General features: G+C 64.4%; 15 protein-coding genes. 3 read left to right on the top strand and 12 right to left on the bottom strand.

Going from position 1 to position 13,896, the window contains the following annotated elements; translation table 11 throughout:
• Positions 1-16: 16 nt before the first annotated feature.
• Positions 17-664: a hypothetical protein gene (locus tag GGR38_RS05355; protein WP_183623435.1), complete on the bottom strand. Its 648-nt coding sequence runs from the start codon at positions 662-664 to the stop codon at positions 17-19.
• Entirely contained in the window at positions 661-1,476 is an 816-nt protein-coding gene (locus tag GGR38_RS05350) for an alpha/beta fold hydrolase (RefSeq protein WP_183623432.1), read from the bottom strand. The genes GGR38_RS05355 and GGR38_RS05350 overlap by 4 nt, the downstream gene beginning before the upstream one ends.
• Before the next feature lie 163 nt (positions 1,477-1,639).
• Between GGR38_RS05350 and GGR38_RS05345 the strand changes: the two genes are divergently transcribed.
• Positions 1,640-2,878 (top strand): MFS transporter, encoded by a 1,239-nt coding sequence (locus GGR38_RS05345; RefSeq protein WP_183623430.1) that lies wholly within the window; start codon positions 1,640-1,642, stop codon positions 2,876-2,878.
• Here GGR38_RS05345 and GGR38_RS05340 read toward each other — a convergent pair.
• From GGR38_RS05340 to GGR38_RS05315, 6 genes are all read right to left on the bottom strand, one after another.
• Entirely contained in the window at positions 2,872-3,159 is a 288-nt protein-coding gene (locus GGR38_RS05340) for a cupin domain-containing protein (protein ID WP_183623428.1), read from the bottom strand. The two genes, GGR38_RS05345 and GGR38_RS05340, sit on opposite strands and share 7 nt — an antisense overlap.
• A 44-nt stretch (positions 3,160-3,203) precedes the next feature.
• Complete coding sequence (locus tag GGR38_RS05335; RefSeq protein ID WP_183623426.1) at positions 3,204-3,728, bottom strand: cupin domain-containing protein; 525 nt, start codon at positions 3,726-3,728, stop codon at positions 3,204-3,206.
• Between the two features lie 101 nt (positions 3,729-3,829).
• Complete coding sequence (locus GGR38_RS05330) at positions 3,830-5,020, bottom strand: MFS transporter (protein ID WP_183623424.1); 1,191 nt, start codon at positions 5,018-5,020, stop codon at positions 3,830-3,832.
• A gap of 111 nt (positions 5,021-5,131) precedes the next feature.
• A complete protein-coding gene (locus tag GGR38_RS05325) occupies positions 5,132-6,013 on the bottom strand; it encodes an EamA family transporter (RefSeq protein ID WP_246404244.1) in 882 nt (293 codons plus the stop codon).
• A 39-nt stretch (positions 6,014-6,052) separates the two neighbouring features.
• Complete coding sequence (locus tag GGR38_RS05320) at positions 6,053-6,253, bottom strand: hypothetical protein (RefSeq protein ID WP_168601450.1); 201 nt, start codon at positions 6,251-6,253, stop codon at positions 6,053-6,055.
• A 70-nt stretch (positions 6,254-6,323) separates the two neighbouring features.
• Positions 6,324-7,037: a glycosyltransferase family 2 protein gene (locus tag GGR38_RS05315; RefSeq protein WP_183623422.1), complete on the bottom strand. Its 714-nt coding sequence runs from the start codon at positions 7,035-7,037 to the stop codon at positions 6,324-6,326.
• Positions 7,038-7,281: 244 nt separating this feature from the next.
• Between GGR38_RS05315 and GGR38_RS05310 the strand changes: the two genes are divergently transcribed.
• Complete coding sequence (locus GGR38_RS05310; RefSeq protein ID WP_183623420.1) at positions 7,282-8,415, top strand: ThuA domain-containing protein; 1,134 nt, start codon at positions 7,282-7,284, stop codon at positions 8,413-8,415.
• A gap of 4 nt (positions 8,416-8,419) precedes the next feature.
• Here the strand turns inward: GGR38_RS05310 and GGR38_RS05305 are convergent, their stop codons facing one another.
• Complete coding sequence (locus GGR38_RS05305; RefSeq protein ID WP_183623418.1) at positions 8,420-9,022, bottom strand: RBBP9/YdeN family alpha/beta hydrolase; 603 nt, start codon at positions 9,020-9,022, stop codon at positions 8,420-8,422.
• A 272-nt stretch (positions 9,023-9,294) separates the two neighbouring features.
• Between GGR38_RS05305 and GGR38_RS05300 the strand changes: the two genes are divergently transcribed.
• A complete protein-coding gene (locus GGR38_RS05300; protein WP_183623416.1) occupies positions 9,295-11,754 on the top strand; it encodes a TonB-dependent receptor plug domain-containing protein in 2,460 nt (819 codons plus the stop codon).
• A 43-nt stretch (positions 11,755-11,797) separates the two neighbouring features.
• Here GGR38_RS05300 and GGR38_RS05295 read toward each other — a convergent pair whose 3' ends face one another.
• From GGR38_RS05295 to GGR38_RS05285, 3 genes are read right to left on the bottom strand one after another with little or no spacing between them, the layout of a single operon-like run.
• Positions 11,798-12,739, bottom strand: a complete 942-nt coding sequence (locus tag GGR38_RS05295; RefSeq protein WP_183623414.1) for a glutathione S-transferase family protein — start codon at positions 12,737-12,739, stop codon at positions 11,798-11,800.
• A 14-nt stretch (positions 12,740-12,753) separates the two neighbouring features.
• The gene (locus GGR38_RS05290; protein ID WP_183623412.1) at positions 12,754-13,305 is read right to left on the bottom strand and encodes a YceI family protein; all 552 of its coding nucleotides are present in this window, start codon (positions 13,303-13,305) and stop codon (positions 12,754-12,756) included.
• Positions 13,306-13,325: 20 nt separating this feature from the next.
• A complete protein-coding gene (locus GGR38_RS05285; RefSeq protein WP_183623410.1) occupies positions 13,326-13,895 on the bottom strand; it encodes a cytochrome b in 570 nt (189 codons plus the stop codon).
• Position 13,896: the final 1 nt, after the last annotated feature.

The raw sequence follows: 13,896 nt of genomic DNA, 5'->3' as shown, positions 1-13,896 counted from the left end.
GTGTCTTCACCCAGACTTATCCGCCCTGCGGACAATCATGCCAGTGGGTCAGTTCAAACCATGCCGGAACCATGGCCCAGCGCATCATCAGGAACAAGCCGTCGCCCGCGCGCACCCACAGATCCGCCGGTGGCCAGTCATCACGCCAGCACAGCCGATAATGCCATGCCGCAAACTGCCCCGCCGCCACATTCAGCGCCGTTTCGCCCATATAGGCGACCGCGATCTCCATTGCCTGCATATGCAGATCCTCCTCGCCATTGGGCGAGATGGAATTGGTGATCGCGGCGATGGGGCGGTAGTCACCGGGCGCATCGGTCCCGCGCTGATGGATGATCAGCGCATCGCCCGACAGCGGGTGCAGGCCCAGATAGGGCAAGGGGGCGGCCAGCGGCAGCGCCTGATCGCCGCAAACCGCCTGATCCGGCCCGATGGCAAAACGCATCAGGCTTTCGGCCCCACCCTGCCAGATGCGGCATTGCCCATCGCGCGGGCGGAAGTCATCGCCCATGCCGATCGAGACTTCGCGGATCAGGCCGATGTCCTCCATCACGCAAAGCGCGCGCAGCAGGCGGCGGCCCTGCGCGGCGATGAGATCGAAGGTTTCATACCCCGTCTCCCGCCCCGCCGCGTCGCGATAGGCGATCCGCCCGCTCTGGATCACAGCGATTTCAGGAAATGGGCGACAGCATCGGCCCAGCCATGCGGATCTTCATCGCAAATGTCGATGCCGCCGCCCGCAATCTCGGCATAGGCGAAATCGGGGCAAAGGGCGCGGGCGGCCTGCGCCCATGGATGGGTCATATCGCCCGTGTTCGACAGGATCAGCACCGGCAGGCTCAGCCTTTGCAACGGAGCGGTGTGGTCATAGGCAAAGGCCGCGCTGTGCCCATAGGCATAGGCCCCCATGCGATAGGCCTGCATCGCCTGAACCACATAATCGGTGATGCGATCGGGCGCGATCCGCCCTTCCGACAGCCTTTCGCGGATGCGCGCCACATCGACGAAATGCGCGCCCTCGGCCCGTGCGGCAAAGGCGATTTCGCGCGTGCAAATATCCTCGGTCAGCGCCTTGCGTTCCTCCTCCGGCAGGATCATCGGCCCGTGGATCACCAGCGCCTCGACCCTGTCGGGCGCGGCAAGGGCGAATTCAGTGCCCACCAGCGCCCCGGTGTGATGCCCCGCCACCGCCGCCCGGCCGATGCCCAGCGCATCCAGCACCGGCGCCACACAGCGCGCATAATCGGCAATCACGGGCGCGACCGGGGGCGCATCCGACAGGCCAAAGCCCGGCATGTCGATGGCGATGGGCGCAAAACCATGCCCGATCAGCGGGGCAAACACATGGTCGAACTGCCCGCTTGCCATGATCGCCTGATGCAGCAGCACCAGCGGGCGGGCGCCCTCGGCCAGACTGGCTGATGCATATTGATAGTGGATCTGGCCAAAAGGCCCGTCGGCATAGGCGCGGCGCATCAATTCCTCCTGCTTGGTCGGCGGGCAGACTGCCCATAGCCCGCGCCAAAGCCTTGGCCCCGGCGCGGATTATCCGCACAGCGGAGTGCGGGCCGTGGCATCATTGCCGCCGACCCGCCCTGCTGCGCCAAATCGCCTCTTAAACCACAAGCACCGAGGCCCCATGAGCGATATGCCCCAACAAACCCTTACCGCCCGCGAGGAATTCTCGCGCGGGTGGGGCGTCATTCTGGCCTCCACTCTGGGCATAGGTCTGGGGATGGCGGCGGTGCCGACCTATTCGATGGGCCTGTTCGCGCCCTATCTGGTGCGCGAATTCGGATGGTCGGTGGGCCAGATCATGGCCTCGATGTCGATCATCACGCTGATGTCGCTGTGGGCGGGGCCGTCCTATGGCGCATGGGCCGAAAAGATCGGGGCGCGGCGGATCATTCTGGTGGCGATCCCCTTGTGGGGGCTGGGCTTTGTCTCGCTCTCGCTGCTCACCGGATCATTGGTGCAATTCTATCTGACATGGCTGGCCATCGGCCTTGTCGGCGCGGCCACCTTGCCGATCACCTTTACCCGCGCGGTCAATCGCGGGTTCGACCGGGCCAAGGGGCTGGCGCTGGGGCTGGCCATGACGGGGACGGGCCTGTTCGGCATTTTCGGCAAGCCCTTTCTGGGCGCGGTGCTGGCGGCCTATGGCTGGCGGATGGGCTTTGTCGCGGTGGGGCTGTTGCCGGTGCTGATCGCCTTTCCCGCCGCCTTTTTCCTGTTCCGCGAGGATGAGCGCAGCACACCCGACGGCCATCACGCCCCCGTCGAACGCCCCGGCATGACCGTGCCCGAGGCGCTGCGTGACTGGCGCTTCTGGCTGATCGCGGCGGCGCTGGTGCCGACCTCCTTTGCCATGGGCGGGCCGGTCCCCAATCTGGAACTGATCCTGAAAGACGGCGGCCTCTCGCCCGAACAGGCGCTGACCGTGACGCCGCTGATCGGGCTTGCGGCCATCATCGGGCGGCTGGTAGGGGGCTGGCTGCTCGATCGGATCTGGGCGCCGCTGGTGGGTTTTGTGATCCTCTCGCTGCCTGCCATCAGCCTGTGGTATCTGGGCAGCGGGCTGCTCGATGTCGGCCATGCGCGGCTTGCCACCTTCACGCTGGGTTTCGCGCTGGGTATCGAATACGATATGGTGGCCTTCTTCGTGGCGCGCTATTTCGGATTGCGGCGCTATGGCGCGATCTATGGGCTGCTCTATGTCTGCTTTGCCGCCGGGGCCGGGTTTTCGCCGATGGTGTTTGGCCATAACCATGACACCACCGGCAATTTCCATGCGATCCTTTCGGCTTCCTCCGTGGCGCTGGTCCTGTCCGCCGCCAGTTTCCTGCTGCTGGGCAAATATCGCCGCTTTGATCAGTAACGCGCGGGCGGGGTAAAAGGCATATCGGCCAGATGCGCCAAACGCGGCGGCAGGTCCGGCCGATAGGGCGCGGCGAAATCAAAGCCTGCCTCCGCCTCGGTCCAGATGTTGACATGCGCCCCGCCGACAAAGCGCATCAGGCACACGCTGCCCCAGCGCGCGCCATAGGGGCCGTGGGCAATATGGGGCGGCCGCCAGAAATAGGCGCCGGGATACATCGTCCCCTGCGGCCCGGTCAGCGATCCGGCGATGAGATAGCTTTCCTCGACCACCGGATGCATCTCCTGCGGCCCCTTGTTGCCCTGCGGGATCGCCTGAGGCAGGATCAGCGAGAGGAAGGTGCGCTCGCCCGTTCGGGATCGCGGCGCAGATCCTTGCGACTGATGCCCAGATGTTTGAGCTTGGGATCGTTCAGGCTCATGTCCCATGGCATGGCCGCCACATCCAGATAGGGCACCGCGCGGGCTGATTGCTCGGCCCGGCCATCGCCCGCATGGGCCACCAGCACCGGATCGGCGCTGTAAAAGGCGATCAACACACAGCCCGTGCGCGTCGAGGTCGTGTTCCGCGTCCACCCTGCGGGCAGGAAGGCATAGGTGTCCTGCGCGTAGTTCTGCCCGTTCAGTTCGATCTGGCCTTCGAGGACATAGAATTCCTCATCAGCCAGCAGATGCTCCGGCCCCTCCCTGCTCCACCCCGGCGGAAAGCGTAGCAGGACCGAACAGGCCCCGTCGCCCTCATCGCGGCTGAGCAGTTTGATCTCGGCATCGGGCCGCGCCAGGCCGGGACCGATGCGCAGCCATGGCAGCATCTGCGCCTGGACAAATTCGATATGTTCGCGTTCCAGCATCTCTGGCCTCCCTTGATGACAAGGGGGCAGATTGGACCAGCACGGCGGCGCCACTCTTGCGTCAGCGCAAAAGCGGCATCCGACAGGCGGAGAGTGCCGGATTATTCCTGCGCGCGATAAGGCCCAAGGCAGGCGATCAGCACCACCACCAGCCCCAACCCCAGCCCCGATCCGGCCAAAGCCGCGCCATAGCCGCCCGTCGCGTCCACGCTATATCCCACCATCATCGGTCCCAACGCCGCGCCAAGGCTGAACGTGCCAAGGATCACGCCATAGGTGGCACCGTAATTCTTCATCGCGGCATAACGGCTGGTGAAAAAGGCCAGCATGTCAACCTCAGCCCCCGCCGCCAGCCCCAGCATCAGCGCAGCAGGCAGCACCGGCCCGCCCAGCCCCAACAGCACGCATGACCCCACCGGCATCGCCAGAAACACCGCCGCGACATAGGGCGCATGGAAACGGTCAAACAGCCAGCCCACGATCACCCGCGCCGCGATCACGGCAAGGCCGATACTGGCCGCCATTTTTGCCGCAAGGCCCGCGTCCATCCCCCGGTCCACCAACATAGGCACCAGATGGATGATCAGCCCCGCCACGATCACCCCCACCAGAAAAGCAATGGCCAGCAGCATGAAAACCGGCCGGTTGCGTTCGAAGTGGCCTCCTTTCTCGCGCATAACCGGCGCAGGCGCCTCGCGGCTTTGCATCAGGCCCAGCGGGATGCCCACCAGCGCGGCGGCTCCGGCCATCACCAGCGTGGCCGTGCGCCAGCCATCATGGGCAAAGATCGGCCCCAGCAACGCAGGCACCAACGCTGCGGCCAACCCCGTGCCCACCAGCATCAGCCCCAGCGCCAGCCCGCGCGCCGCATCGAAACGCATTGAAACCATCCGCGCCCATGCCGCCGGTGTCGTCCCGCATCCGGCCAGCGAGACCAGCAGCCACAGCCCATACCAGCCCCACACCGAAGGCCCCGCCATGGAGAGCGCCACCAGCGCCAGCGGCATGGCGATATAGGAGGCAATCGCCAGAGGGCGCAGCCCGATCCGGTCCGCCAGCCGCCCGACCAGCGGGGCGGACAGGAAAATGCCCAGTTGCTGAAACGTGGCCGCGCCCGAAACCGCCGCGCGACTCCAGCCGAATTCGGCCTGAAGCGGTTTGACAAACAGGCCCAGCGAATAAAAGCCGATGCCCATGGTGCCAAAACCCACGCCCAGCGCGGCGGCCAGCACGATGGGCCAATGACGCGCCAGTTCCTGGCGCGCGGTGATGGGGGAATTGCGATCCGTCATGGCAATCATGATTGCGGGCATCGCCGTTGCGCTGCAAGCCGGACCTATCCGACAGGCGGATAGTTCTGAAAAATTCCGGTGACGGCGCCTTTGCCCGGTTTCCCAAAGAAATCAGGCGCGCCGCCCCGCCAGCGATCCGCCCGCGCTGGCCGCGATCATCAGGGCGATGGCCAGCCATTGCGCCGGGGTCAGCCGCTCGCCCAGAATGATGAAGCCGACCAGCGCGGCCACGGCGGGCGCGGCGCTGGTCAGCACGCCAAAAACCCGCGCGCTCAAATGGCCCAGCGCCTTCATTTCCAGCACATAGGGCAAGGCGCTGGACAGCAGCGCCACGCCGATGCCCAGCCCCAGCACCGAAGGATCAAGCAAATGTCCCCCCGCCGCCGACAGACCGAAGGGCAGCGTGACGCAGCAGGCAACCGTCATGCCCAGCGCCACCGCCGTGGTGCCCTTCACCTGCGCCGCGCGCTTGCCGACCAGAATGTAGAGCGCCCATGTCAGCGCCGCCGCCAGCGCAAAACCGATGCCCGCAGGATCGAGCCGCATTGCTCCGCCCGGCCATGGCGCCAGCAGCAGCAAGCCCCAGATCGCCAGCCCCAGCCACAGAAAATCGCGCAAGGAGCGACTGGTGGCCAGAACCACCCCCAGCGGTCCGCAAATCTCGATGGCCACCGCAACGCCAATGGGGATCCGCGCAAAGGCGGCATAGATCAGCAGGTTCATGCTGCCCAGGATCAGCCCATAGACCGCCAGCCAGCCCATTTGCGCGCGCGAGGGCATAGCGCGCCACGGCCGCGCAATCGCCATCAGCAGGATGGCCGCAATCGAGGTGCGCAGCGCCGCCACGCCCTCGGGGCCAACGCTGGCGAACAGGGTCTTGCCCAGCGCCGCGCCAACATTGACCGACACCTGCGCCCCCGCCATGCACAGGGCGGCCAGCGCGGTGCCGTCAGTCTTGCCTGCGCGCTTCATCGCGGGCGCCGGTCCTTCCATGGAGCCGACCCCCGCATGGCGCAGGGGCCCGCATCAGGCTCAATCCAGCAGCGCGCGCACCTTGTTGATCAGCGCGCCGATGCGCTCGGCCGCTTCGCTGAAGGTCTTGACGTCTTCGCGGTTGGCATTGCCGCGCGCTTCCTTGGCCGATTCCAGATAGCCTTCCATGTCGGCTTCCAGAGCATCGACGATGATTTCGGCTTCGTCCTCGGTCAGCGTCAGTTTGATTGCCTTGGTCACGGGATTTCCTGTCATCATAAAGGCCGCCCATCGGCATGAGCGGCAATCTGCGTCCAGAAGGACAGACGCCTTAGCGAATGTCCAGATAGCTCTTGGTGGCGGGCTTGCCGCGAAAGGCGATCGAGAAATAATTGATGAAATAGATCGCGGCGGTTTTGGCAAAGCCCTGACGCGCCATGCGGCGGCCCGATGTGGGCATGACAAAGCGGGGCGAGAAGAGGACCTTGCCCTGCTTCTTCGCGCGCTTGGCGATGTCCACGTCCTCGCCGTAAAATTCGATCGTGGCGTCAAACCCGCCCATCTTGGTCAGCGCCTCGCGCCGGATGGCGAAATTGCCGCCCACCAGCATATAGCCGGTGAAATTATAGAGCGGGCGCGCGGCCACGAACCATGCGTTCGAGATCGCATTGCGCAGCCCGCTGACGTCGTAAAAGCTGTAGGGGCCCGACAGGCAGGCCAGCTTGGCGTCTTTGCTGAACTGCTCGATGATCTGTTCCACCCAGCCCGCAGGCGGATGCGTATCGGCATCGACATAGGCCAGAATCTCACCCTTGGCCGCCTTGAAACCGCATTGGCGAGCGCGGGTGATGCCCTTTTCCGCCTCGAACACATAGGTCACGCCCGGATAGCGTTCGACCACCTGCTTGGTGCCGTCGGTGCTGTTATTGTCGACGACGATAATCTCGAACGCCTTGCCCGCCACATTCTGCATGACCGCATCAAGGCACGCGGGCAGATAATCTTCTTCGTTGAAGGCAGGGATAATCAGGCTGATAGTCGGCATGAAAGCTTGGTGTCCGGCGGTCTTAATGCTTGCGCAACAGCATGGTCTTGTATGCTCCTGCCAATGGGGAATTGGCGCGCGCTATATCGCCCTACCACCGGCAATGTCCAGCGCGGCGGGGCCGTCTCCCAATGTTTCTTTTCGCGACCACGGCCCGGCCGGCGCGGCTTCGCGCAATCTCCTATGGCAATGGTAGCGCAATCAGAGCATGATGGCGCCAAATCCATAATGAGAGGGGCCGAATATGAGCATGATAAGAACGGCAAAGCTGTTGGTCGGGGTGATGGGCGCGGGTTTTGCTCTGCCTGCGCTTGCGGCCAATGCCGTTACTGCCAATGCCGTCACCGATTGCCCGATGGCGCGGGCGCCCTATTCCATCGACAGCCCGCTCATCGACGTGCTGATCAACCCGGCGGCCAAGGCGGCGGCAGCGGCCGAACTGGGCGAGAGCTTCACCGGCCTCAACCCCTTCCTGACCGGCACCAAGGCACCCACCTTCAGCGTCATCGTCTCGCTGCGCGGGGTTTTCTCCAGCGGTCAGGCCGGGCCGCCCAAGGACCCGGCCCTATTGGCTCGGCTGGACGCGCGGCTGCGCAAATTGCCGGTGTCGAGCGCCGACCAATTGGCCCGATGCGCGCGCTATGACCATGAGCCCGCCGATCCGCGCCCCTCGGGCAAGGGGCTGCATGTGCTGGTGTTTGAAAAGATCAACGGCTTCCTCGACGCCAAATCGGTGGGCGCCGCGCGCGAGGCGCTGCAAGGGCTGGCGCAGGAAAACGGCTGGTCGATGCAGGTGACCGACAAGGGCGGAGCGATCCGGCCCGAAGTGCTGGCCCGCTATGATCTGGTCGTGTGGAACAATATCAGCGGCGATGCGCTGACCCTGCCCCAACGCCGCGCGCTCAAGGATTGGGTCGAGCATGGCGGGGGCTTTGTCGGCATCCATGGCGCGGCAGGCGATCCGGCCACCTTCTGGGACTGGTACACCGACTCTCTGGTGGGCGCGGCCTTTCTGGGCCATCCGGCCAATCCGCAATTCCGCCCGGCCACGCTGCATCTGGAAGGGCAGGATCCGGTAACGCGCGGCATCCCGGCGCAATTCGCGATGACCGATGAATGGTATTCCTTCCGCGCCAATCCGCGCCTGAGGGGTGTGCGCGTGCTGGCCACGCTGGATGAGGCCAGCTATGATCCGCCTGCCAATCTGCGCATGGGGGCCGACCATCCCATCGCGTGGAAACATTGCGTGGGCCGGGGCCGCGCGTTTTATTCGGCCATCGGCCATGTGCCCGCCGGCTTTGACGACGCCAATTACCGCCGGATGCTGACGCAGGCGGTGGAATGGGCGGGCAAGCCCGATCCCGCCTGCGCCAAGTAAGCCCTCAGCGTGCAGGCGCCACCGCCTGCACGCCTGCGGCAGGCCTGGCGGCGCCATCGACCATCTGCGTCAACAGCCGCCAGCCCTCCTCCCAATCGCCCAGCCCGCTGTCGGCATTGATATGCCCCAGCGCGCCCGCATCGAGGAATTGCGCGCCCCACATCCGCGCCAGAACCCGCGCCGCCGGTTGCCCGCAATAGGGATCGTTGCGGCTGGCCAGCAGCAGCGCGGGAAAGGGCAAAACCGCCGAGGCGGTGGGTGAAAAGGCGCTGACGCGGGTGTCGAGCGGAAAGAAATCGACCTCGGGCGGCGCGACCAGCAAGGCCCCGGCCACCAGCGAGGCCGCATCCGGCTCCATCGCGGCCCATGCCGTCACCGCATGACAGCCCAGACTATGAGCGGCCAGCAGCACAGGCCCCGGCGCGCGGCGCAGGGCAAGGTTGAGCTGATTGACCCATGAATTGCGATGGGGCCGGTCCCACAGGCCCAGTTCGACACGCTCGCATCGCGGGTGCAGCGCTTCCCAGCGGGTCTGCCAATGGTCGGGGCCGGAATTGTCGAGGCCGGGCACGGTCAGCACCAAAGGAAATTCGGGATGGGAGGACATGATGGACTCCGCGCAAAGGGATAATGTCTATTTATAAAGTAGAGTATAGACGTCGCGCCAACTATTCCTCTTTGCCCACCCCCAAGCGAAATTTGTCCGCCCCGCCCCTTTGAAATCAGAAATGCAAAACCGTTGAGCGCCGCCAATTTCGCGCGCGCAAAACTCATTTGCCCGCGCAATCCTTCAATCCCTATCCAATCAATAGAGTTTTCCTGCGACGGGCAGGAAGCCGTTCCGCGCAAACATGCGCCTCGTCCTTACAGGGGGAAATAATGAAACGATTGGGGAATTTCCTGTCCGCCGCCTCGGCTCTGGTTCTGGCCGCCACGGCCCAGAGCGCGAAGGCCGCGCCGGACAATGACAGCACGGGCGATAATACGGGCGAGGCGATCATCGTCACCGGCACCCGCCAGACCGGCATCCGCGCCGCTGACAGCGCCGCGCCCATCTCGCTGATCGATTCCGGCACGCTGACCCGCGTGGGCCAGCCCAACCTCAATCAGGCCCTGACCCAAATCGCGCCCAGCTTTGCCGCGCAGCAATTTGGCGGGGACGTGGCCAATCTGACGCTTTCGGCGCGGCTGCGCGGGCTTTCGCCCAACCATACGCTGGTGCTTGTCAACGGCAAACGCCGCCACAACACCGCCAGCTTTCAGGTTTCGGGCGGCGCGTTTCAGGGCGGCGCAGCGCCTGACATCGACCTGATCCCGCCCTCGGCCATCGCTCGGATCGAGATCCTGACCGATGGCGCGGCGGCGCAATATGGATCGGACGCGATTGCCGGCGTCATCAACATCATCCTGAAAGACGCCGACCACGGCTTTAACGCCAGCGCGACGGGCGGCGCCTATTATCAGGGCGGCGGATCATCCAACGCGCAAAGCGCCAATCTGGGCACGAAGCTGGGCGAGCAAGGCTTTCTCAACCTAACCGTGCAGCATCGCTATCGCGGATACAGCCAGCAGGGCGGCGCGGACCGGCGCGTGGGCAATGTCGACGGCAGCCTGCTCTCGGGCGTTCCTTCGTCATGGGGCAATATTGCCGGATCGCCCAATCTTAACCCGATCCTTGGCGATGCGCAGAACTATCTGACGACCGCCTTTGCCAATGCGGGCTATGATTTCGGCGCGGTTCAGGCCTATGCCAATGGCAGCTTCAGCCGCCGCGTGGCCAATTCCCAGCAGAACTACCGATTGCCCAACCGCATCCTGAAAAGCGACGGCTCCTATCTCTATCCCGGCGGCTTTGTGCCCCTGATCGGCATCCACGAACAGGATTACGCCGGAACGGTCGGCCTCAAGGGCGCACTGGGCAAGGGGACGTGGGATCTTTCCAGCACCTATGGCAAGGATCAGATCGACGTCTGGACGCTCAATTCGGCCAATGCCGGCCTCTATGCCGACACCGGATACACGCCGCGCAATTTCTATGACGGCCAGTTTTCCTCCAGCCAGTGGACCAACAATCTGGACCTGACCTATCCGGTCGAGGTGGGCTTTGCCGAGCCGCTGCATCTGGCCGCAGGCGCGGAATTTCGGCGCGAAACCTATGGCATCGTGCAGGGTGACGGCCCCTCGATCTATAAGGAAGGCCCGCAGGCCTATCCCGGTTTCCAGCCCACCGATGCGGGCCGCCATTCGCGCCGCGCCTTCTCGCTCTATGGCGACATTTCGGCCAAGCCCGTGGCGGCATGGCAGGTCAATCTGGCGGGCCGGTTCGAGCATTATTCCGACTTCGGCAATGCCTTCAGCTTCCGCGCCAACAGCCGCTACGATTTCAGCCCCGGCTTTGCCCTGCGCGGCACGGTCAACACCGGTTTTCGCGCACCCAACCTTGGCGAGCAATATTATTCGGCCACCAGCGTTTCGCCCACCAGCGCTGTGGTCCAACTGCCCGCCAATTCCGACGCAGCCAAATTGCTGGGCTTTCAAAACCTCAAGCCTGAGCGTTCGACCGGCATTTCGGGCGGTTTCGTCGCCCATCCCATCCCGCGCCTGACCATCACGGCGGACGCCTATGCCACATGGATCCGCAACCGCATCGTGGCCACGGGCACGATTCTGGGCAAGAGCGGCACCACCATTGTCAGTCAGGCGGTGCTGGACGCGGTGGCCGCGCATGGCAATGTGCTGGACCCGGCGGCCACCTATGCGGGCGTCAGCCTGTTTGCCAATGGCGCCGACACGCGCACGCTGGGCGCGGAATTTTCGGTAACCTATCCGCTATCCACCGCCATCGGCAAACTCGACCTCTCGCTGGCGGGCAGCGTCAATGACACCAAACTAACCCGCAATCGTCTGGGCAGCACGCTGCTGAACGAGGGGGCGGTGAGCAATCTGGAAACGGCGGCCGCGCCCTATAAGGTCGGGCTGGGCGGCTTACTGACCAGCGGCAAGTTGACGGTCAATCTGCGCGAAACGCTCTATGGCCCGGTCAGCGCCCGCGTTTCGCCCAACAGCGGCGCGACATGGTACACATCGCGCATCGCGCCCAGCGTCATCACCGATCTGGAAGTCGGCTATAAGCTGTCCAGCGCGATCGACGTGGCGATCGGCGCGAACAATCTGTTCAACCGCAAGCCGCCGCTGGTGCCGCTGATCCCGGGCACCGTCACGGCCACCAGCGGGGGCACGCTGATTAATGGCGGGACAGTGCTGAACGCGCCCAACACGCTTTCGCCCTTTGGCATCAATGGTGGCTATTATTACGCGCGGCTGTCTATTGCGCTATGATGCGTATGGCCCCCCGCGTGGCGTGGCGCGGGGGGCCATAGCCTTATAGGCCCAGCGCGCTCAAATCCGGCCCCACCGGCACGATGCCATTGGGGTTGAGCGACCGAATCGAGTAATAGCCCTGCTTGATATGGTCTATGCTGACCGTGTCGCGCACACCGGGAATGGCCAGAATGCGCGCGGTATAGGCGCTCAAGCCCGCATATTCGGCCAGACGCCGCAGGTTACATTTGAACAGACCGTGATAGGCCGCATCAAAGCGCACCAGCGTGACGAAAAGGCGAATGTCCGTCTCGGTCAGAGTCTCGCCAAACAGGAAAGGTCCGCCCGCCGCCAGCCTTGCTTCCAGCTCATCCAGCATGGCGAACACATCGCGATAGGCTTCTTCATAGGCAAGATGCGTGGTGGCGAAACCGGCGCGATAGACGCCATTGTTGAGCGCGGGATAGATCTGCTCGTTCAGAGCGTCGATCTCTTCGCGCAGGGCCGCCGGATAGAGATCGTAGGCATCCGAGGCCAGATCGCCAAAGCCGCTGTTGAACATGCGCAGGATGTCGGCGGATTCGTTGCTGACCATCGTATCGCTGGCCTTGTCCCACAGCACCGGCACGGTGGCGCGCCCGGTGTAAACCGGATCGGCGCGCGTGTAGACCTGATGCATATAGGTCGCGCCATGCAGCGGATCAGGGCCAGCGCCGGGATAATCGCCAAAGCGCCAGCCTTCATCGGTCAGCGCCGGTTCGACCACCGATACCGAGACGACATCGCGCAAACCTTTCAATTCCCGCGCGATCAGCGTGCGCGAAGCCCATGGACAGATCAACGCGACATAGAGGTGATAGCGCCCCGCCTCGGCCTTGAAACCAGTTGCGCCATCGGGCGTGACCCAGTGGCGAAAGCCGGAAATCTGACGGACGAAACCGCCCTTTTCATCGGTGGCCTGCACCGGCTGCCAATTGGCGCTCCATTTGCCTTCGACCAGCATGGGCTATGTTCCTTTCAGCGTGTCGCTTCGATAGCAATATCAACCCGGACATTGGCGGCAACCGCTTCTGTCCCGGCAAATTGCCCCTGCCCCACGCCAAAGGCGCGGCGGTCGATGGACAGGCTGCCGCGCATCACGGCCAGCCTGTCCTTGATCGCCAGTTGAAAGGGCAGCGCGACCGGGCGACTGATGCCGCGAATGGTCAGATTGCCCTGCGCGATATAGCGGCCCGGGCCGACCGATTTGAACTGGCTGGCCTTGAACTCGGCCTGCGGAAAGGCCTTGATGTTGAACCAGTCGGCCGTGGGCAGCGATTGATCGCGCGAGGCCTCGCCGGTGAAGGCGGAACCCGTGTCGATGGTGGCTACAACGCTGGCCCCGGCCAGATTGGCAGGGTCGAACTGGATGCGCGCATCGAACCTACGGAAGGCGCCATTGATCGCCTGACCGTTCATCGAAGCGACAAAGGCGAGGCGCGACTTGGCCTTGTTGACGCTCCACGAGGGCGCAGGCGCGGCCAGAGCAGGGCTGGCAACCAGCGCCGCCAGCAGGAAAGCATAACGCATGGGGGGATACTCCGGAAAACTCAGCGCGGTGTGGCCGACAGGAACGGCACCATCCGCCCCAGCACGCCATCGCGGTTAATGAATTGGTGCTTCAATGCGGCGGCCACATGCAGGGCGATCAGCGCCGCCCCGCCAAACGCCATCGCCATATACGCCCCGCCCGACAGCTTGCCCGCCGTGGCCCGCGCCGGGGCGGCCAGATCATGCAACATGGCGATATGGGGCAGCGGAATCGTGTGCCACAACAGCGTGGGGATGTTGAACGGGCTGACCGAAACCAGCGCCCAGCCGGTGAGCGGCATCAGGATCATCATGCCATAGAAGAACAGGTGGGTGGCATGGGCGGCAAAGCGTTCCAACGCATTCATCGTTTCGGGCAGGGCTGGCGCGCGGTGTGTCACGCGCCAGAGCAGCCGCAGGATGGAAAGCGTCAGCACGCTCATGCCGATGGATTTGTGCAATTGAAACGCCTCGAACTGGTCCAGCCCGATCAGGCGCTTCATCCACCAGCCCAGCGCCAGATTGGCCAGCAAGAAGCCCGCCACCAGCCAGTGCAGAATCATAGCTACAGCCGAGTAGCGGGCGCTCATA

The organism is Novosphingobium sediminicola, from assembly GCF_014196525.1.
GTDB classification, from domain to species: Bacteria; Pseudomonadota; Alphaproteobacteria; order Sphingomonadales; family Sphingomonadaceae; genus Novosphingobium; species Novosphingobium sediminicola.
This window is presented reverse-complemented; position numbering and strand designations above follow the sequence as displayed.